Origin of the sequence: Cytobacillus luteolus (assembly GCF_017873715.1) — a bacterium.
In the GTDB taxonomy this organism is placed as follows: domain Bacteria; phylum Bacillota; class Bacilli; order Bacillales; family Bacillaceae_L; genus Bacillus_BV; species Bacillus_BV luteola.
Genome location: NZ_JAGGKM010000001.1, coordinates 176,171 through 196,666, shown reverse-complemented (window position 1 = coordinate 196,666; position 20,496 = coordinate 176,171). Strand labels below are relative to the sequence as shown.

The 20,496-nt window shown below is 37.5% G+C and carries 22 protein-coding genes; 4 read left to right on the top strand and 18 right to left on the bottom strand.

Annotated features, from left to right (window positions below):
- Nucleotides 1–232: 232 nt before the first annotated feature.
- The 14 genes from J2Z26_RS01060 to gnd all read right to left on the bottom strand — a co-directional run bounded on the left by J2Z26_RS01060 (nt 233) and on the right by gnd (nt 12,875).
- On the bottom strand, nt 233–913 hold the full coding sequence (locus J2Z26_RS01060) for a Na-translocating system protein MpsC family protein (RefSeq protein WP_193534347.1): 681 nt from the start codon (nt 911–913) through the stop codon (nt 233–235).
- A gap of 145 nt (nt 914–1,058) precedes the next feature.
- Nucleotides 1,059–1,751, bottom strand: coding sequence for a Na-translocating system protein MpsC family protein (locus J2Z26_RS01055; protein ID WP_193534348.1), 693 nt, complete (start codon nt 1,749–1,751; stop codon nt 1,059–1,061).
- Between the two features lie 248 nt (nt 1,752–1,999).
- Nucleotides 2,000–2,719, bottom strand: a complete 720-nt coding sequence (locus J2Z26_RS01050; protein WP_193534349.1) for a hypothetical protein — start codon at nt 2,717–2,719, stop codon at nt 2,000–2,002.
- On the bottom strand, nt 2,706–3,812 hold the full coding sequence (locus J2Z26_RS01045; RefSeq protein WP_193534350.1) for a molybdopterin-dependent oxidoreductase: 1,107 nt from the start codon (nt 3,810–3,812) through the stop codon (nt 2,706–2,708). The genes J2Z26_RS01050 and J2Z26_RS01045 overlap by 14 nt, the downstream gene beginning before the upstream one ends.
- A 39-nt stretch (nt 3,813–3,851) precedes the next feature.
- Nucleotides 3,852–4,118, bottom strand: a complete 267-nt coding sequence (locus J2Z26_RS01040) for an HPr family phosphocarrier protein (protein ID WP_193534351.1) — start codon at nt 4,116–4,118, stop codon at nt 3,852–3,854.
- Nucleotides 4,119–4,174: 56 nt separating this feature from the next.
- Nucleotides 4,175–5,170, bottom strand: a complete 996-nt coding sequence (locus J2Z26_RS01035) for a C-terminal binding protein (protein ID WP_193534352.1) — start codon at nt 5,168–5,170, stop codon at nt 4,175–4,177.
- 26 nt (nt 5,171–5,196) lie between these two features.
- On the bottom strand, nt 5,197–6,093 hold the full coding sequence (locus tag J2Z26_RS01030) for an AEC family transporter (protein WP_193534353.1): 897 nt from the start codon (nt 6,091–6,093) through the stop codon (nt 5,197–5,199).
- 6 nt (nt 6,094–6,099) lie between these two features.
- Entirely contained in the window at nt 6,100–7,248 is a 1,149-nt protein-coding gene (gene dgoD, locus J2Z26_RS01025; protein ID WP_193534354.1) for a galactonate dehydratase, read from the bottom strand.
- Nucleotides 7,249–7,270: 22 nt separating this feature from the next.
- Nucleotides 7,271–7,918 carry a bifunctional 4-hydroxy-2-oxoglutarate aldolase/2-dehydro-3-deoxy-phosphogluconate aldolase gene (locus tag J2Z26_RS01020; protein ID WP_193534355.1) on the bottom strand — a complete coding sequence of 216 codons (648 nt, stop codon included), beginning with the start codon at nt 7,916–7,918 and terminating at the stop codon, nt 7,271–7,273.
- A 16-nt stretch (nt 7,919–7,934) separates the two neighbouring features.
- Nucleotides 7,935–8,900 carry a sugar kinase gene (locus J2Z26_RS01015; RefSeq protein WP_193534356.1) on the bottom strand — a complete coding sequence of 322 codons (966 nt, stop codon included), beginning with the start codon at nt 8,898–8,900 and terminating at the stop codon, nt 7,935–7,937.
- A 31-nt stretch (nt 8,901–8,931) separates the two neighbouring features.
- The gene (locus J2Z26_RS01010) at nt 8,932–10,212 is read right to left on the bottom strand and encodes a TRAP transporter large permease (RefSeq protein WP_193534357.1); all 1,281 of its coding nucleotides are present in this window, start codon (nt 10,210–10,212) and stop codon (nt 8,932–8,934) included.
- 17 nt (nt 10,213–10,229) lie between these two features.
- Nucleotides 10,230–10,760 (bottom strand): TRAP transporter small permease, encoded by a 531-nt coding sequence (locus J2Z26_RS01005; RefSeq protein ID WP_193534358.1) that lies wholly within the window; start codon nt 10,758–10,760, stop codon nt 10,230–10,232.
- A gap of 139 nt (nt 10,761–10,899) precedes the next feature.
- Nucleotides 10,900–11,955 carry a TRAP transporter substrate-binding protein gene (locus J2Z26_RS01000; protein ID WP_193534359.1) on the bottom strand — a complete coding sequence of 352 codons (1,056 nt, stop codon included), beginning with the start codon at nt 11,953–11,955 and terminating at the stop codon, nt 10,900–10,902.
- Between the two features lie 23 nt (nt 11,956–11,978).
- Nucleotides 11,979–12,875: a phosphogluconate dehydrogenase (NAD(+)-dependent, decarboxylating) gene (gene gnd / locus J2Z26_RS00995; RefSeq protein ID WP_193534360.1), complete on the bottom strand. Its 897-nt coding sequence runs from the start codon at nt 12,873–12,875 to the stop codon at nt 11,979–11,981.
- A 278-nt stretch (nt 12,876–13,153) separates the two neighbouring features.
- Here gnd and J2Z26_RS00990 point away from each other — a divergent pair, with 278 nt between their 5' ends.
- Entirely contained in the window at nt 13,154–14,008 is an 855-nt protein-coding gene (locus J2Z26_RS00990; RefSeq protein ID WP_193534361.1) for a MurR/RpiR family transcriptional regulator, read from the top strand.
- Nucleotides 14,009–14,036: 28 nt separating this feature from the next.
- Nucleotides 14,037–15,509 carry a gluconokinase gene (locus tag J2Z26_RS00985; protein ID WP_193534362.1) on the top strand — a complete coding sequence of 491 codons (1,473 nt, stop codon included), beginning with the start codon at nt 14,037–14,039 and terminating at the stop codon, nt 15,507–15,509.
- A 334-nt stretch (nt 15,510–15,843) separates the two neighbouring features.
- Here the strand turns inward: J2Z26_RS00985 and speD are convergent, their stop codons facing one another.
- Together speD and J2Z26_RS00975 are read right to left on the bottom strand one after the other, a co-directional pair.
- A complete protein-coding gene (gene speD, locus J2Z26_RS00980) occupies nt 15,844–16,659 on the bottom strand; it encodes an adenosylmethionine decarboxylase (RefSeq protein WP_193534363.1) in 816 nt (271 codons plus the stop codon).
- A 215-nt stretch (nt 16,660–16,874) separates the two neighbouring features.
- On the bottom strand, nt 16,875–17,564 hold the full coding sequence (locus tag J2Z26_RS00975) for an MgtC/SapB family protein (protein ID WP_193534364.1): 690 nt from the start codon (nt 17,562–17,564) through the stop codon (nt 16,875–16,877).
- A 149-nt stretch (nt 17,565–17,713) separates the two neighbouring features.
- Between J2Z26_RS00975 and J2Z26_RS00970 the strand changes: the two genes are divergently transcribed.
- Nucleotides 17,714–18,187: a hypothetical protein gene (locus J2Z26_RS00970; protein WP_193534365.1), complete on the top strand. Its 474-nt coding sequence runs from the start codon at nt 17,714–17,716 to the stop codon at nt 18,185–18,187.
- Between the two features lie 196 nt (nt 18,188–18,383).
- On the opposite strand, the gene wrbA is transcribed toward J2Z26_RS00970, so the two are convergent.
- The gene (wrbA, locus tag J2Z26_RS00965; protein ID WP_193534366.1) at nt 18,384–18,995 is read right to left on the bottom strand and encodes an NAD(P)H:quinone oxidoreductase; all 612 of its coding nucleotides are present in this window, start codon (nt 18,993–18,995) and stop codon (nt 18,384–18,386) included.
- A 124-nt stretch (nt 18,996–19,119) separates the two neighbouring features.
- Between wrbA and J2Z26_RS00960 the strand changes: the two genes are divergently transcribed.
- Complete coding sequence (locus J2Z26_RS00960) at nt 19,120–19,875, top strand: glucose 1-dehydrogenase (protein ID WP_193534367.1); 756 nt, start codon at nt 19,120–19,122, stop codon at nt 19,873–19,875.
- Nucleotides 19,876–19,942: 67 nt separating this feature from the next.
- On the opposite strand, the gene J2Z26_RS00955 is transcribed toward J2Z26_RS00960, so the two are convergent.
- Nucleotides 19,943–20,380: a CBS domain-containing protein gene (locus J2Z26_RS00955; protein WP_193534368.1), complete on the bottom strand. Its 438-nt coding sequence runs from the start codon at nt 20,378–20,380 to the stop codon at nt 19,943–19,945.
- Nucleotides 20,381–20,496: the final 116 nt, after the last annotated feature.

The window sequence follows — 20,496 nt, the reverse complement described above, 5'->3', positions numbered from 1 at the left end:
ATAAAAGCCAAAGAAAAAATAGAGGAATTTTCTATTTTTCTTTGGCATAATGACTAACACAATAATTTATATAGATGTTACTGTTTAGTACACCGTTTTCCAAATTTTTATTTGATTTAAATGATTTTAATAAAGTGACAAAGGCTTTCAATCCTTACATCCAACTTTAATTTTACTTGAATATTCTTACAACATCAAGACTTTTACAAGATATACCCTTATAATATAATATTTAGCCTAAAATAAAACCCATATAGGATTTATCTTCTTTTAAATTCCAGTCAATAAAAATATCTCTTATGCTTTTGTTAAATATCGTTTCAAACTTTCCGTAACGGTGAAAATATGATTTCTCTAACTCATCCTTCGTTACGATTAGCTCTTGTGAGAAGCCTTTTGATATTAATGCCTTTTCAATAGGAATTAGGATTCCTATTCTTTCAATTAGGACTATATTTTGTGATATCGGTATCGAATTGATGCAGTTTGGTACCTTTTGAACTAAAGCACTTATTCTCCCAATTTCTTTTTCAAATTCTCCTTTATCATACTCGATTTCAATCTCTGAATGTGAAACCTCTTTTTCAAGTACCAAAATAATGATTCCGGAGTTATTGGGGAAGTTCCAATCTTGATAGTATTCTTCAACCTCGACATCTAAGGTTACTTGAACAACACCTTTTAGCTCTTCTAATATATGGGTAATGATAACATTTCTAGCGTTTTCAACATAATCAGACTGCTTCTGCTGAATTAGCACTTCTTCCATAGGTGAGATAAAACCCCTTACATGGAGAACTAAATGATTTTTATTAAGTGTTGATTGACATGATTGTGGTCCTCTGCCAAAGTTTTTCCTTAACGCTTTACTGCAGTAACTACTTATATACGTTAACTTATCATTTAGCTCCATGATCTCCCACCAAACCTCTCCTTCGATACACTTTTTACTTAGTATGGACAAATCATCGTAAAAATACATTTTTTTCCATAAAAAAAGGCAAGAGAGACACGAAATACTCGTATAACCTTGCAATTCGAATGAGAATTTGTATCTATTACATTAAACTTAGTAATACATACCCGTTATCATTGTCATAGTCCCACATGATAAATATACTTTCTATTCCGCGTCCAAGAGCCTCTTCAAATAAAGGAATATGCTGGGTATAACTATTTTTAATCTCATTCGACCGTTCGATTAAGATTTCCTCATACCCTTTCTTAAATAAAACCTTTTCAATATCCAACATAATCTCTTGACATTCGATGACATAAAGATTGCCATTTAATCGAATTAGTTTGCAATTAGTTGGCACTTTATGAATATTCGAGGTTACATCTTGAAGGGTTTTTAAAACCCTATTCCCTGCAAAGAATTGATATTCATCTCCAGAAGATACGGGCTGATTTATTTTAAATAAAATCATTCCACTATTGTTCTCATAATTCCAGTCATGAAATGCATTTTCTATTTGTATTTGATACTCATTCATGACCTCATCTATAAATTCAGTAAGGATGGCTTTCATGATAACGGAACGGAACTTTAAAGCCAGATTAGTATTCTCACTCCCAATTAACACTTCTTCAGCAGGTGTAATAAACTTCTTAATATGAATACTTAACATATCATCTTTTAAAGAAGCAAAGCACGTTTCTGGACCTTTGCCAAATTTTTGTTTTAGACGTTTGCTCAATGAACTACTTAAATAAGCCAAATCCTCTCGAAATTCGCTAGTATTAATCATAATAATTACTTCATCTCCGAATCTATAATAATAAAAAAGGCCTAACTTCAAATTAAGAAGTTAGGCCATGGGTAAGACTTTTTTATTGTTCTTCCATTTACCAAATATTTTATTAGGTTTGATCTATAGTTTGATTCTTTATCTTCTTAGATAGAATTAATTTAAAAATTGACTAATGACTGCTAGACATTTAGTCAATTACTATTCTACCATTATTATTTAAAATACTCAACATCTTTAGAATATATCTATTCAAGCTCCTTGGATGTGTTAGCATCAGCTGGTAGTTCCAAATTTGTTATATCAGAAGATTTAAATTCTAATCGATATATTAGTTTTTCTGGATAGGAAACAAGTGGACCAACTGTTTTAGGTCTGATAGGCTCGGCATCTAACTCAATCGTATCCAATTGACCATTAAAAATAGTCATCTCAAGTGTCGTATTCTTTTGTTCCTCTAACCTAACACCTCTAAATTCGATATCATTAAAATTCTTAAAATAAGCTCGATAGATTACCGCAAAATCTGCCTTCTCAATCATAATCTCATCAGCATTTTTCAAAAGATCTCGTACCCATGTGAATGGTTGGTCTAGTGGAATGAATTCTTGTATTAAACGATGTGGCCTTTCTCCATACACCCACTCTTCACCGCTATTCACATATATTTTATCCTCCATAAAGTAGACTGTAAAATTGAAATTTGTGTCATCAGATACAGGAGTTGATACATCATAGCTAGCACGATTGTTCGTCCAAGTCCCTTTACTAGATGAATAGAGTTGGTCATCCCTTGAATACACCGTTTCAATTGCATAGTTGTCATTTTCATAGATATCCAAAGCCTTTTCCCACACTTGCAAACGGTGCTGCTGCTCACTTGGAAACACAGTATATCCTATCGCCAGCCCTATGATGATTGACAAAAGTGGAAGCAACCATTTTTTTATTGGCCTATAAGTAACCATCTAAATCATAATCTCCATTCTGCTGCCAATAGCCATAATCACGTTCATCAGTAATTGTAAGTCGCTCAATCCATTTAACTGATTTATATCCATACATGGTTGGATGGTATAAACGACAAGGATAGCCTTGGGCCTTCTTAAGTGGAGCACCATCTAACTCAAAGACAAGCATGGCTTCCTCATCCACAAGTTGTGATAACGTAAAGGTGTCGAAATACACGCCATCTCCGGAATAAGCAGTGATGTATTTGTCTTTAGGCTTAATGTCGTGTGCTTCAAATAAATCTCTGATATACACACCTGTTAACTCGACCCCTTTCACACTCCAGCCAGTTACACAGTGAAAATCATCGATAATGGTATTCCATTTTAGCTGCCTCATTTGTTGGATAGTGAGTACCTTTTTCTCTTCAACGAGTCCGTCAATGGTGAGACTCCAATCATTGTTTTCATATCGTGGGTAATCATTTGTTACATTGTAAATGCGAAAATAGCCTCTTCTTCGATTGGTTTCGTTTGAAGCATGCAGCATAGGTGTTAGCCATTTTAGCCAGCCACCGATGAAAATCATGATTGTTATTAAGGACAAAGATTTAATAAAGTCTCTTCGTTGTAGTCGATTTTCTTGAACCCATTCAGGCTTTTTCGCATGTCGTTTCCACCATAGAGGCCAAGGGATTTCTAGTTTGAGAGTGTGTCCGATGCTGTGAATAAGTAGCCATGGAATCGCAATCCAGGTAACTGTATCGTGTATAGTTACGGCTGTGTTTCGAACTGGTACTGGAAAATGGGCTTGGAAATACATGATCGCTCCTGATAGGCTCCAGGCTAGAAATAGGCCAAGGATGAAGTGTACGTTAAACTTCTTTAAGGTTGGTTTTTTGAACGTGTATTTGATTGCTTTTTTTAGTGAGAGTAGGACAATGATGATATAAAAAAGGGCGATCCATGTGTGAATCGCCACTAGGGGAATTTTCCATTCGTTGAAGAATGTGCGCACAGGTTGAATGAAAAGACTTAGGCCGGATAGTAGGAGCAAGCCTACAAGTATTGCATGGATATGATGGATTTTTATTAGCCATCTTGCTTTCATCTTTTCATCCTCCTATTTAAAAGTAAAATATATAGTTTGTTATTCCTTAGAAAGATAATTTGCTACTTCGTCTACAGCTGCCTGTGCATCATTTCCTTCGGCTTCGATGGTTAGTTTGTCACCATTTTTCAGTTGGAGTGTGATGAGTCCAAGGAAGCTTTTTAGGTTGATTTCGTGTGGAGTGCCGTTTACTAGTTTCTTAAGGTAGATTTCTGAGTTGTATTTTTGTGTGGCTTTACTTACTTCAACAATGGTTACATCTTCTGTAATGTTTACAGTAATTGTTTTGCTAACACGATTGTCCATGGTTATTGTCTCCTTTTAATTATAATAAATTGGCGTTGTTAAGTATATTTTTTAGCCTATTCTTTATCTTTTAAACTCACTTTAACCTTCACATCTCTGTTCACTAAGTACGTTGGATAGTAGCCGGATAGTACATCTGCTACGTTTTCAGCAGTTTTACGTTTCAGCTCAGTTTCAGCTTCAACAGAGTAGAATGCAGAGTGTGGATTAAGAATTACATTGTCCATTTGTAATAATGGATTTGTCGCTTCGATTGGTTCCACCTCTACCACGTCTAATCCTGCTCCTGCTATTTTCCCTTCTTGCAGAGCCGCGATTAAAGCCGCTTCATCAATAACTGGGCCACGAGCTGTGTTAATGATGAATGCTTCTTTTTTCATCTTGTTGAATTGCTCATGGCTAATCATACCTTGAGTATGCTGATTTAGTGGTGCGTGGACGGATATGAAGTCCGAACGCTCACATAGTTCATCAAGTGTGACTAATTCAACATTGGCTTGTTTTGCAACTTCCTCAGGAACATATGGGTCAAAAGCAATCACATCCAGGCCAAAAGCCTGTGCTTTTTTAGCTACTGTTTGAGGTATGTTTCCAAAGCCAACGAGCCCTAGAGTACGTCCTCTTAAACGGAAAATCGGAACAGCAACATTGAAATTCCAGTTACCCTTTTTTACTTCGTTGTTCATTAACGTTACTTTACGTGCACAAGATAGGATTAAGGCCATTGCATGATCAGATACTTCATCTAAACAGTAGTCTGTGACATTTCCAACGATAATTCCTTTTTCAGTTGCTGCTTCAATATCGATAGTATTAAAGCCAACTCCATAACGTGAAATCACCTTGCATTTTTCAAGACTTTCAATTACCCTTCGTGATATAGGAGCATATTGATTGATTAGAGCATCTGCATCTCGAGCGGCTTCAATCACATCATCCTCTGTGCGACATTGAGCAAATGTAAGCTCAAGACCAAGCTTATCTAAAACTTCCTTTTCAGGAGCAAATGTTTCATATTCATAATCTGTTACAAGCACTTTAAAATGACTCATGTTTTCGGACACTCCTTCGATATTGTTTATCCTAATATAATCAGTAATAGGGTAATTGTAATGATGCTGATTAAGGTTGTAATTAATGTGATGCTCGAGACAAGATCTGGTTCTGTGTCATATTGAACCGCATAAAGAACGGTTGTTGCAGCAGATGGCATCGCGGCAGAAAGAATGAGTACCTTTTGAAGAAGTGGGTCCAGTGGGAGGATTAAGCATAATCCAAATGCAAGGAGTGGCGATAGAAATAATCTTGCGATAACCCCAAAGGATATTTTGTCCCACTCCATACTTTTCAGCTTTATTTCTGCTAGCTGCATCCCTAAAATAACCATCACCACAGGGATCGTAGCATCACCTACAAGCTTAACAACTGATAAAATATAATCAGGTACTGGCATATTCCCTAAGTTAAATAGGAGAGCAAGTAAAACTGCCCAGGTAGCAGGCATTTCAAGTACGGCTTTTAAAGCAAATTTAACCCCAGCCTGTCCCCTAGCAGCATAGTACACGCCAAAAAAGTTCATAATGATAGCTTGTAAAACAAGAAATGATACCGCATAGGCAAAGCCTACTTCTCCGTAGGCAAATAAAACAATCGGTGCTCCATAATTACCAGCATTCATGAAAGCAGTACCTAAAATTAGTCCGCTTTCAACTGAAGCATCATGCTTACGAATTTTACAATAGATAATATTAATAATAATTAACCCAAATAATAGCAGTCCGGAAAATAGAACCATCATCGCATACTGCTGATTTAACTCCGCTGTATAAAACGTGTAAAACACGAGCAATGGAGTTAATATATAGATGGCAACAGTAGAAAGAGGCTTAATATCAAGCCTTTTCCACTTTTGAATACTAAAACCGGCTAAAAACACGAGTAAAACAGGGAGTACAACTTGTATAAATATTGTCATGTCATCTTACCATTCAGCGATTGTACCGTCCTTATGACGCCATACAGGGTTTTTCCAATTATGCCCTTCCTCTGCCTGCTTTCTTACAAATTCTTCGTTAATTGAAATGCCTAAGCCCGGTTGATGAAGCATATCTACATACCCATCTTTATATTCAAACACTTTCTTATCATGTAAATAATCTAGTAAATCACTGCCTTGGTTATAGTGGATACCTAAGCTTTGCTCTTGGATAAATACATTGTGCGAGGTTGCATCTACTTGTAAACAAGAAGCTAAGGCAATTGGTCCTAATGGACAATGTGGTGCAACCGCAACATCATAAGCCTCAGCCATTGCAAAGATCTTCTTACACTCAGTAATTCCGCCAGCATGAGATAAATCAGGTTGAATGATATCTACATATCCATCCTCTAGCAGCTTTTTAAAGTCCCATTTTGAGAACATTCTTTCACCAGTTGCAATTGGTATATTCGTTGCACGAGCAATCTCACGAAGGGCCTCATTGTTTTCAGGTAAAACTGGCTCTTCAATGAACATAGGTCTAAACTGCTCTAATTCTTTTACTAAAATTTTTGCCATCGGTTTATGAACACGGCCGTGGAAATCGATTCCGATTCCTACATATTCACCAACCGCTTCTCGTACTGCAGCAATTCGAGCAACCGCTTCATCAATCTTTTGATAAGAATCAATATATTGTAGCTCTTCCGTTCCGTTCATTTTTACAGCTGTAAAGCCAGCTTCCACCGCTTCCTTCGCTGCTTTTCCAACATCACTTGGACGGTCTCCACCAATCCACGAGTACACACGAACAGAATCACGACAAGCCCCACCCATTAGTTCATACACAGGGGCATTATGATATTTCCCTTTGATATCCCAAAGGGCTTGATCAATTCCTGAAATAGCACTCATTAAAATTGGACCACCACGGTAAAAACCAGAGCGATACATCGTTTGCCAATGGTCTTCGATGCGCAATGGATCCTTACCTATTAAGTACTCACTTAGTTCTTCAACTGCAGCCTTCACAGTTGAAGCACGCCCTTCTACAATTGGTTCTCCCCATCCAACAATTCCTTCATCAGTTTCAATTTTTAAAAACAGCCATCTAGGCGGAACAATAAAAGTTTCAAATTTTGTAATCTTCATGTTTGTACCCTCACTTTACTGTTTAGCTTCGGCGAGCTTTTTGAATTTTCGCGATGAACTGTTCAGCAATTTGAGTTAACACATCATAGCGTTCTTCTTCAATTGCTTTTTTATCTAAAAGTGTTCCACCAGCTCCAACCGCGATCGCCCCACTCTTAATAAATGCTTCTACATTATCTAGACTCACTCCACCTGTTGGCATCATCGGGATATGTGGAAGTGGACCTTTAAGATTTTTTATGTAATCAATGCCTAGAGAGTCACCTGGGAAGACTTTTAATAAATCCGCACCAGCCGAATACGCCCCAACAATCTCAGTTGGTGTCATGACTCCAGGAATTGAGATTTTTCCATATCGATTTGTGATTTGAATGGTTTCTATATCAAAGGTTGGTGAAAAAATAAAGTCTGCTCCAGCATCAATCGCCGATTTTGCAGAAATGGCATCAAGTACTGTTCCAGCTCCAACTAACACCTTATCACCAAACGTTTCTTTTAAGCTTTCGATCATACGCAAAGCACCAGGTGTATCGAGCGTAATTTCTAATGCACCTACTCCACCTTTTACGAGTGCTTCAGCAATTCCATGAATTTGTGATTCCTTCGGTCTTCGGATAACTGCTACTAGACCAGATTCTTTCAAACGGATAAGATTTTCCCACTTTTTCATCGTCCGTATTCCTCCCTTATCGTTTTACGTCGCGCGAACCTGAAGCCGGCTCCATAAATCTCTCAACGGCAGGTAGTGTTGGTAATCCTTCTACATCTCCACTTACCCCAACAACAATTGCCCCAATCGCATTTGCTCTTTTGACAACTACCGGTAATGGATCGTTTCGTAAAAGTCCACTTAAGATGCCTGCAGCGAATCCGTCTCCTGCCCCAACTGGGTCAACAATGCGATCAACAGGAAAACCTTCAATGTATGCCTTCTCATGTTTAGTGTGCAAATAAGCACCCTTACTTCCAAGCTTGATAATAATCGTCTTATCTTGTTCACCCATTAAGGCAACAGCTACATCTTCTACCTCGGTTTTACCAGTCATAAACTGGCCTTCATCAAGTCCTGGTAAAATCACATCTGCATGGGACGCAATTTCATTAAAAACTTCCTTAGCCTTTTCGGCCGACCAAAGCTTTAATCTCAAGTTTGGATCAAAAACAATCGTCATCTTATGTTTTTTAGCAATTTGAATCGCGACCATCACGGTTTGATAGCATGATTCACTTAAAGCAGGAGTAATTCCTGTGATATGAAGAATTTTTGCTTGTGATATGTAATCTTCATTTAAATCAGCCGGCTCCATTAAACTTGCCGCTGAATTTTTTCGATAGTAGTACACATTAACATCTTCTGGTGATAACCTTTCCTTAAAAAGCAGGCCGGTTTGCGCTTTTTCTGTAAAAAGACAGGAAGATGTATCTACACCTTCCCCACGAATAAATTTATGAATATAGCGACCAAATGGATCATCACCTAGCTTACTAAACCACCCAACCGAATGACCTAGTCTAGCTAAACCTATCGCTACATTTGATTCGGCACCGCCTACTAGTTTTGGAAAGGTGTGAACATATTCAAGCGGAAGCATTTGCTCTGCTTGAAAAAGAACCATTGTTTCCCCAAACGTAAACACATCAATGTTATTCATTGGTCACACCCTTTTCTCCATCAAGTAAAATTTATTTGCCTAGTCCGACTAAAAATAATGACAGTTGTGGAACAAACGTTAAGAAAATCAAAGTGATTAACATTGCAATTACGAATGGCATAACCGCACGTGATAATGCTCCCATAGAAACCCCAGAAATACCTGACCCAACAAATAGGTTTACACCAACAGGTGGAGTAAAGAATCCAATCGCCAGGTTAACAATCATTAAAATACCAAAGTGAACTGGGTCATAACCAATTTGGATCGCAATTGGTAACAGGATTGGTGTTAAGATAATAATCGCTGCTAATGTATCCATAAACATACCAACGAATAATAAAAGTACTGTAATCAATAAGATGATGATGATTGGTTCACTTGAAATTGACATCATCGCATTTGCAACTTTATTTGGAATTTGTTCGATTGTTAAGAAACGTCCGAATGCAGTTGCTGTTCCAACAATGATTAACACCGTAGCGGTCGTTAATGCAGAGTCAATTAATACTTTAGGTAATTCCTTAAATTTCAGCTCTTTGTACAGCACCATTGAAGCAAATAGACCATATACAACAGCAATTACAGCAGCTTCAGTTGGTGTGAAGTACCCACCATAAATTCCACCTAAAATGATAATCGGAATTAATAATGCCCATTTTGCATCCCATGTTGCCTTCCATACTTTTTTCAGTGAAGTTGGTTCTTCAAGACCTTTATAGCCCTTTTTCTTCGAATAGTAATATGCCCAAACTATCATTGAAAGACCAACTAAAATTCCAGGAACAATACCTGCAATAAACAAATCTCCAATAGACGTATTACCTGTTACACCATAAATAACCATTGGAATACTAGGGGGAATAATGACCCCAATTGAACCTGCTGCCGCTACAACAGCAGTAGCAAACTTTTTATCATATCCTTGACGCACCATAGCAGGAATCATAATCCCACCAATTGCAGCAACAGTAGCAGGACCTGATCCTGAAATTGCTGCAAAGAACATACAAGTTACGATTGTAGCAATGGCAAATCCACCTGTTCTATTTCCTACTAACGCATTTGCAACATTAAAAAGTCTCTCTGAAATTCCACCCTTACCCATAATTTCTCCTGCAAGGATGAAGAAAGGAACAGCCATTAGTGGGAAAGAATCTACGGATGTTACCAATTCCTTCGCCAAAAATTCAACTGGTAGGGTACCTGAGAAAAAGATGGTAATAAGTGTTGCTAAACCTATTGAAATCCCAATGGGAACACTTAAAAGTAATAGTAGTGCAAAACTACCAAATAAGACTGCAGCAGTCATTTTATAAACCCCCTAGATTATTCAAGGACACTATCCTTAAGTCTTTCAGCTTCAGTTCGATTATCAACTTCTCCTTTTCCTAATAAGGCTTTAATATACTCTACAAGATTTTGGATTAAACGAATAAGTGTTAATCCCATACCAATTGGTGTAGCCATATATACAAGACCCATAGGAATGCCAAGCGCTGGAGATGTTTGGCCAAAAGATAATAATTTTGTAGCTATATCGTAGCCGTATCTAATCACAAATAGTGCAAAAACCATAAATAGCAGGGTTGCTATGATATTTAAAATGATTTTTCCTCTTTCTTTAAGTAATAACAATACAACGTCTACTTTAATATGACGATTTTTCTTTACGCCATAACTAATGCCTAAGTAAACTAGCCAAATAAAACAATATCTTGCTAGCTCTTCAGACCAAGAAAGGGAATTATCTAAAAGTCTCGCAATAACCTGTACAAAAATGACTGTTACCATGATAGAAGAAAATAGAACGAGACCTACTTCTTCAATATGTCGATCAAACCATCGAATGATTTTCATTTTGATCTCCTCTTTACGTAGAATAAAATAATAAAACCCGGCAAATGCCGGGCTTTAGGCACAGCAATGCCATTACACACCTTTAAGAGAAAAGGACTTTGAGGAATCCTCCTCCCCAAAGTCCTTTATTAGTTAGCTATTACTTAGATGCAGCTTCAATTGCATCGTATACTTCTTGAACTGTTTCTTGACCAATTCTTTCAGCGTACTTGTCGATTACAGGTTGAACTAAAGCTTTCATTTCTGCGTGAGCTTCTGGTGTGATTTCAGTGTATGTCATACCAGCTTCTTGAAGATCTGCAAGGTATTGAGCATTTGCTTCACGATTTAATTCACGTTGGTATTGACCTGCTTCAGTAGCAGCATCCTGAACGATTTGCTTTTGCTCATCATTTAATCCATCAAAGAACGATTTGCTCATTAAGAATACGAATGGGCTGTAAATATGGTTTGTATTTGAAACATGATCTTGTACTTCATAGAATTTTGATAAATAAATTGTAGCAAATGGATTTTCTTGTCCATCAACTGTACCTTGTTGCATTGCAGTGAATAACTCAGTAAACGCCATTGGAGTTGGGTTAGCACCTAAAGCACGGAACGCTTCTAAGTGTAAGTCATTTTCCATTGTACGTAATTTTAAGCCTTTGAAATCAGCTGCAGTTGCAACTGCTTTCTTGCTGTTAGAAACTTGACGGAAACCATTTTCCCAGTAAGCTAAACCAACTAGGTTTTGTGGCTCTAACATACCTAAGAATTTTTGACCAACTTCACCATCTAATACTTCGTCAGCTACTTCTTCGCTTGGGAATAAGAATGGGAAATCAAAAACGCTGAACTCAGGAACAAAGTTTGCTAATGGTGCTGTAGAAGGAATAACAACTTCTTGAGTACCTAATTGTAATGCTTCAGTCATCGTACGGTCGTCACCAAGTTGTCCGCTATGGTACGTTTCAACAACGATTTGACCATTTGATTTTTCTTCAACGATTTCTTTAAAACGTAAAAGACCTTTGTATTGTGGGTGAGCATCATTTAATCCGATACCAGCACGGATTGTTTTCACTTCACCAGTGTCAGCTGTGCCTTCACCTTCATTGTTTTCACCTTCGTTTGCCCCTTCATTTCCGCCGCCACATGCAGCTAGAGCAAATACCATAAATACTGTTAGAAAAAGAGCTAAAAACTTTTTCATTGGTTGAGTCCCCCTAATAATTTTTATTTTTTTACTACTTCATGCCCGCCAAACTCATTTCTAAGTGCGGCAACTACCTTTCCTGTAAAGGTATCATCCTCTAAGGAACGATAACGCATTAATAGTGAAAGAGTAATAACTGGAGCTGGAACTTGTAAGTCTAAAGCAGTTTCAACTGTCCATTTCCCTTCACCAGAAGAATTCATGATTCCTCTGATTTGTTCTAGCTTCGGATCTTTGGAGAATGCGTTTTCAGTTAACTCCATTAACCAAGACCTGATAACAGAACCATTATTCCAAACCTTTGCTACTCCTTGGTAGTCGAAATCAAATTCACTTTTTTCAAGAATATCGAAGCCTTCTGCAATAGCTTGCATCATTCCATATTCAATCCCGTTGTGAATCATTTTTAAATAGTGACCGCTACCTAACTCGCCTGAATAGAAGTAACCGTTTTCAACTGCGATGTCAATAAACAGTGGTTCAATGGATTTGAAGACTTCTTTGTCTCCACCGATCATTGTACAGACGCCATTTCTAGCACCCTCTACACCACCACTTGTACCACAGTCAAAGAAATAAACACCTTTCTCAGACAACCTTTTTCCCCGACGGACAGAATCTTTATAATTCGAATTTCCACCGTCGATAATGATGTCTCCAGACTCTAAAAGCGGTTCTAATTTAGAGAGAACGCTTTCAGTAATATCACCTGCTGGTACCATTAACCAAATAATCCGAGGGGTTTCTAGTTGCTGTATGACTTCCTCTAAAGTATTTGCACCAATTGCGCCTTCTGCAGAAATGTTATGTACCTGTTCAGAATTCACATCATGGGCAACTACCTCGTGGCCATGGTCCATTAGGTTTTGAACGAGGTTATACCCCATCTTACCAAGACCAACCATCCCTAACTTCATATGCGTGTAACCCCTTTCACTTCATTCATGTGAAAATTTATTTCGCATGAGCCAATTATAATAGTAATTTTTTTTCATTTCAATACTTTTATGAAAAAATATTTTTTCCTTATTTTCATCATAGAGAAAAAATATTTTTTTAGTAAAATATAATGTATTATATAGAGAGATTAATTTATTTCTAGGAAATCGTTTGCACAAAAAATTATCATTAGTACTTACAACAACATGTAAGCGTTTAAATAAATCACACATTCATTCGTATAGGAGGTTAAATTATGAATACACAAACTCCCTACTGTTTCACTCGCATACGAGCTGTATATTCAAAGCTAAGTGATAAAGAGAGGATGGTCGCTGACTATATTTTAGAACAACCTGACAAAATTATTCATTCAACCATCAGCCAAGTTGCAGAGGATATAGAAATAGCTGACGCAACTGTGTTTCGTTTTTGTAAAAGAATTGGTTTCAAGGGTTACCAAGCTATGAAAATTGCACTAGCATCTGAAGTCGTCTCACCTATCAAAGAAATTCATGACACGATAACAGAAGATGATGACGAGGCTACTATTGTTCAAAAAGTATTTAAATCAAATATAAAAACAATCGAAGATACGTTGCAGGTGATTGACCCTGAGCAATTTAAAAAAGCAGTATCTGCTTTGACAATTGCTAGAAAAATCGAGTTCTATGGTAGTGGTGGATCTGGTGCAATTGCGATGGATGGACATCATAAGTTTTTAAGAAGTGGTTTACTTACAAGCTGTTATACAGATGCCCATCTCCAGATCATGAGCGCATCACAATTAACCGAACAGGATGTCGTTGTATGTATTTCACACTCCGGAACGAGCAAAGATATAATCGAATCATTAGAAGTGGCAAAAAGTAGAGGTGCAACCACAATAGGAATCACCAACTATAGTAAGACTCCACTAAGTAAAAAAGCTGATATTACGCTATTTACTGTTTCTGAGGAAACTGAATTCCGATCTGAGGCTCTTGCCTCCCGACTTGCGCAATTAACGATTATTGATGCATTATATGTAAATGTAAGTGTGAAATTAAAGGATGAAATGCAAGCATCATTAAAGAGAATGCGTAATGCCGTTGCAATTAAACGCGTGTAACTGATTCGCATAAAAGAAGGTGTAAACTTTGAGTAAGACGATTGTTATTGGATTAGATATTGGGACAACTAGTGTAAAAGCCGTTGCTTTTACTAGAAATGGGGTTGCTATCGCAGAACAAGAGGTAGAATACCCGCTTCACACACCACACCCTAGTTGGGCAGAGCAGGACCCTTTAGTCATTGAAAAAGCAACAATTGAGGTTATTCGGTCTTTAATAGACTCTCATTCAATTGATACAGCACAGCTTTTTGCCATTGGTTTATCAAGTGCCATGCACTCATTGATATGTATGGATAGTAACGGTGAGCCACTATCTCCTTCGATTACATGGGCAGATGGACGAGCTGCTGAGCAGGCTTCTCGTTTACGAGAGAATGGCTTGCACATTTATCAAGCAACCGGAACACCTATCCATCCAATGTCTCCGCTAGTTAAGCTGATCTGGATGAAAGAAAATAATTACGAACCGTATAAAAACGCTGATAAGTTCGTTTCAATTAAGGAATTTTTATTGTATCGTTGGTTTGGCAGTACAGTTGTCGACTATGCTATTGCTTCTGCTACTGGTTTGTTTGACTTACACAAGCATCAGTGGAATAAGGATTCGTTGAAGTTAGCAGGAATATCTGAAGAAAAACTATTTCGACCAGTTCCACCTACTGAGGTGTTAACTGGAATTGATAGAGATATAGCTATGAAAGCCGGCTTACCATTTGATATTCCGTTTGTGATTGGTGCCAGCGATGGTCCTTTAGCTAATCTTGGTATTGGTGCGATTAATCCTGGTGAAGTGGCCATTACCATTGGAACGAGTGGAGCTATTCGACAGATTGTTTCTTCTCCAAAAACAGATGAGTTGCAGCAAACATTCTGCTACTCGTTTACAGAAACGCACTCGCTTATTGGTGGACCAACGAATAACGGTGGAATTGTGTTTCGTTGGTTAAGAGATACATTTGGCGGGAATGAAAACTATGCATCTCTTACCGCTTTAGCTGAAAAAGTAGTGCCTGGTTCTGAAGGGCTTATTTTTCTCCCTTACTTAAATGGTGAAAGAGCACCAATGTGGAATTCTAGAGTAAGAGGCAATTTACATGGGTTATCGTTACGTCATGGGAAGGAGCACATCATCCGTGCTGGGTTAGAGGGTGTCATCTATAGTGTCTATCATGTTGGACAAGCACTCGAGCGACTAGCTGGCCCTCCTCAAAAGATCCTGGCAAGTGGTGGCTTTGCTCGTTCATCACTTTGGCTGCAAATGCTTGCTGATGTCTTTAACCAGGAGGTTGAAGTACCAATTAGTCATCAAAGCTCGGCATGGGGTGCAGCATGGTTAGCTCTTAAGGGAATTGGCGAGGTAAGTGATTTAACTTCGATTAAAGAAAGCATTCCGATGCAAGGCAGCTTTACTCCAAATGCTGACAACCATAAGGTGTACGCTGAAATGTTCGCGGTTTATAAAGAGCTTTCTGATGGACTTGATGAATTTTACTCTTGATGGTAGAAGACTCTTTCTTTAGGGAAAGGGTCTTTTTTGATATAACGGCCTGGGAGTCGGTTTCGAGGTAGCAGCTAGTTTTGGCGGACTCACAGGCCGTTATTCTGCTAAAAGTCGACTATTTTTCACCTTTTGTGGTGTGGACTCACTGGCCGATATCTTATCAAAAAACCATCGTTTGGCCTCACTTCTCACCATATAAGAGCCTCTCAGTCCGCAAAGCCTTTGAAAAACCCTATTTTTCATGAAATAACGGCCTCTGAGTCCACTTAAAAACAAACATACAAAAAAGCAGCTCAATCAAGGTACAAACCTCCAATTGAGCTCCCCTCTTTTACATAAACCCAGTCATATTTTTCCCGTAGAAAATCTCGTCCATTTCAAGCATAATTTTTCGAGTAATGCTTGCTTGTTCTTCAGCCGACAACGTATCCTTCTTATAGCCAAATAGATAGTTGTCCAAATCAAACTTCTTCAGCTTACATTTTGTATGAAAAATGTTTTCCTGATACACATTTACATCAATCATGTCATAGTACTCTTGAATTTCATCCGGGATATAATTCTGGATAGAGTTGATCTCATGGTCAATAAACAACTTATGACCTGTTACATCTCGAGTAAAACCTCGTACTCTGTAGTCAATCGTCATTACATCTGTTTCAAAAGAATGAATGAGAAAATTTAATGCTTTAAGTGGTGAAATTTCCCCACAGGTTGAAACATCAATATCAGCGCGGAATGTACTAATTCCCTCATCCGGATGGGATTCCGGATATGTATGAACTGTAATGTGGCTCTTGTCTAACTGTGCCACGACTGAACCAGGAATTGGACCTGGGGACTCCTCGAAAGACTCTGTTTTCGCTTCGTCAACTGGACCTTCTGAAACAAGAATTGTAACACTAGCACCTTGAGGTTCATAATCCTGCTTGGCGATATTTAAGATGTTCGCCCCAATAATATCCGTTACTTTAGAAAGAATTTTCGTAAGCCTTTCCGCATTGTAAACTTCATCTATATAGTTTAAATAGGCATCCCGTTCTTCCTTTGTTCTTGTATAGCAAATATCAAACATATTAAAGCTTAGTGACTTTGTAAGATTATTAAAACCATGTAACTCAACAACCTGCTTGGGAGTAAGCTTCATTATTTAAAATCCCCTTTTCAAAGATTTCGTTACCTTTAGCTTGGTAGACCATTGTTTATAATATTCTTCATGATAATAGGAAGTTTTTACCGATTAACGACACATAAGCAAACCGACTTTCCTGTAATCTTTAGGGTTCTCTGTTAAGAATTCTTTTATTCTTAGACCTCGGTACAGGCAACTTAAAAAGACCAAACCCTTAATGGTTTGGCCAGTTACAATAGTTCAACTTCAATTGATAAAATCTCTTTAATTCCCTTTAGTTCTTCGTAAACCTCTGAGGTAAACCTAGAATTGTGAACAGTGACAACCAAATCAACCATTCGGTTTTCAGTGCCTTTGTTATCTTTAATCTTCACTCTTTTTATGTTTATATTTAAGTCTCTTATATGCTGAATAGTTTCTTTTAAGGATATCTCTCTATCCACCTCTACCTTTAAGCGAAGCTCTTTTTGCCTAAGCGTTTTTGGCCCAATCTTTATTAAAAGTGGGCTTAATAAATCAATGGCAATGAACATTAACACAGTTGCAGTAATTGCTTCTACATAAAACCCTGCCCCTACTGTAATCCCAAGTCCTGCTGCCGCCCATATCATTGCGGCTGTTGTTAGTCCACTGATTACATCATTGTTTCTTCTTAAAATTGCACCAGCACCTAGAAAACCTACCCCTGTTACGATTTGAGCAGCAAGTCTTAATGGATCCATTGGGGCAGAATAAGGAACTGCATAAATGGTAGCAGCTTCAATTGAGACAATCGTTAATAAGCAAGAGCTTATCGAAATAACGATGGTTGTCTTAATTCCTAATGGTTTTTTCTTTATTTCTCTTTCTACTCCAACAGCAGCGCCAAGAATCAATGATAAGATTAATTTTTTTAAGAGTATGTAGTCAAGTATCATCATATGTATCACCCTTTTGCTTTTAAAAAACTAAAGACAATTTTTATAATAGTAACACAATTTATTCAGAAAGTCTTAATAATGGATAGAAATGTGCATTTTGGATATTTTAACATGGAATGGAATAATTCTGTGTTGAGGTGAAGTTAAATATGTTTTATTCAAAAAGAAAAAGGCACAATTTTTTTAATTTATTTTTAATATTGATTCCCTGGTTATCAACATTATTCATTGGCAAGCGTTATATAAAACGTTATTTCGGATCAAGTTTTGTTATCAGCATTTACGAAATTATCAGTCATATATACGGGCGTAAGCGGAAGTATTGGAAGTTTTACGATAAGCCTAAATCATTTATACGTGATGAGCTTCCTTTTGACGTTGGCCCATACATACCTATGTCTATGTGGTTACTTAAATATTCGTATGGAAACTTTAAAAAGTATGTGTTTTATAATGTGTTGGCTAATGGAGCCTTTGCCTTTATCTTTATGCCTCTTCTAAAAAGAATAAAAATAATCAAGTTAGATCGGTTAAACTACTTCCAATTCTTTATTTATATTCATTATAAAGCTTATTTATTGTATGGAGTTCAGTATTTAATTGAGAAAATAAAAAAAGGTTAACCCTTTAATAAAGCGAATTGGACTCCCTGTTGAAAGGGAGTCTTTCTAGTAAGTTAACTTAAAAATAAAACAGAGAACACCATCAAAAATGATGTTCTCCATTTCCAAACAAACGTTTATTTGAATTTTTGAACCCCTTGGTGTTACTAGGCGCAAGGCAACTCATCAAACGTTTATTTAACTATTTTTTGTCTTATTATTGTTGACCTTTTTTTACCCATTCAGCAATTGTAACTGTACGCTTTGCTTGATGTTTAACTGCTGCTTTTGCATCCTCAACTATTTTTCCATCTTGATTCACTGTCACACTGGTTCCGTAAGGATTTCCTCCTGCAGCGAACATAACAGGGTCAGTGTATCCAGGACCTGCAATAATAGCACCCCAGTGATAGAACGTATTATTAAGAGCTAAAATTGTTGCTTCCTGCCCACCATGTGGATTTTGTGCTGAAGACATTGAGCTAACTACTTTGTTCATTAGTTTTCCATTAAACCAAAGTCCTCCAGTTGTATCTAAAAACTGCTTCATTTGCCCTGGCATATTACCAAACCTAGTCGGAACACTTATGATGATTGCGTCCGCCCACTCTAAATCGTCTAACTTTACCTCTGGTACATCCTTTGTAGCCTCTAAATGAGCCTTCCAAGCCGGGTTAGAATTAATCGCCTCTTGAGGTGCTAATTCTGGTACCTTTAACACCTTCACTTCTGCACCTGCTTCTTTAGCACCCTCCGCAGCCCATTGTGATAACTGATAGTTTGTTCCTGTCGAACTATAATAAACAATAGCTAAATTTATATTAGACATATGTATTCTCCTTTCAAATAGTAGTAGAGTCGCTTTTTACTATTCCCTTAGGATGGATACTTTAAACTTTCTTCTAAAACTGTGATACATTTAAAAATACATATAAGTAAGGAGGACATAAGTTATGATGGATTTATTTAGTGTAAAAGATAAAGTGGTGCTAATAACTGGTTCAACCCGTGGACTTGGTTTAAGCTTTGCAAAGGGTTTTGCACAAGCAGGAGCAAAGGTCATTTTAAACGGCAGAGACCCAATACAAGTACAGCAAGTTGTTCAATCACTTGAGGGAACTACTTTCGGATATGCCTTCGACGTATGTGATAAAACAGCTGTTGCAGAGGCTGTTGATAAAATTGAAGCAGAAGTTGGGCCAATCGACGTGTTAGTCAATAATGCCGGAATTCAACGTCGTGGGCCACTTGAAGAATTGACAATGGAGGACTGGGAAACTGTTATTGATGTGAACTTGAACTCTGTGTTTTATATTTCGCAATGTGTGTTTAAATATATGAAAACCCGTCGTAAGGGAAAAATCATTAATATTACTTCACTAAATGCTGAGAAGGCCCGTCCAAGCATCGGAAATTATTCCGCTGCAAAAGGTGGACTAAAAATGTTAACAAAGTCGATGGCAACCGAGTGGGGACCTTACAATATCCAAACAAATGCAATCGGACCAGGCTATTTTATTACCGATTTAACACAAAAACTTGTAGATGACCCTGAGTTTGATAAATGGGTAAAAAGTGAAGTACCTTTACAAAAATGGGGAAAACCTGAGGAATTGATTGGGACAGCTATTTATCTAGCATCTGATGCATCAAATTATGTGAACGGTCACACTGTTTATGTTGATGGTGGCTGGCAGGCTTCGTTATAAAAATTTGATTAAATACAAATGGAGTGTAAAATTCTTACACTCCATTTGTAACTATTGATATGTAATCTTAGCTTTGAGGTTCTGACGGTGTTGAAATACTTGATAATGCTTGTTCAGCATCTTGGTCAAACTGGTCTTTTACCGCTATGTCTCCTAATGAAACCATTCCAACAATTTGCCCATTTTCAACAACAGGTAAGCGACGGATTTGCTGGTCTGCCATTAATTGGGCTGCCTGATGGATATCCATATCTGGTGTCCCTTTAACAATTTCCTGAGCAGTCATTACTTCAGAAACTCGAGTTTGGGAAGCTTCACCTTGTGCTGTAGCACGAAGCGTGATATCACGGTCTGTTACAATCCCAACCATTTCACCGGTGTTATTTACAACCGGAATTGCCCCGATATTATGCTCACTCATTAGAGCCGCTGCTTCTTGAATCGTTTGTGAATCCTTAACAGTATAAACATCTGATGTCATGATATTTCTTAATTGTTGTTCCATATTATTACCTCCCTTTCATAATATAGGGTGGTATTTTTTTGGAATTCTATTCAGGGGTTCAATATTTCAATTTTGGTTTTCTTCATTGTATTTACGTTTGATTTATATCCACTTTA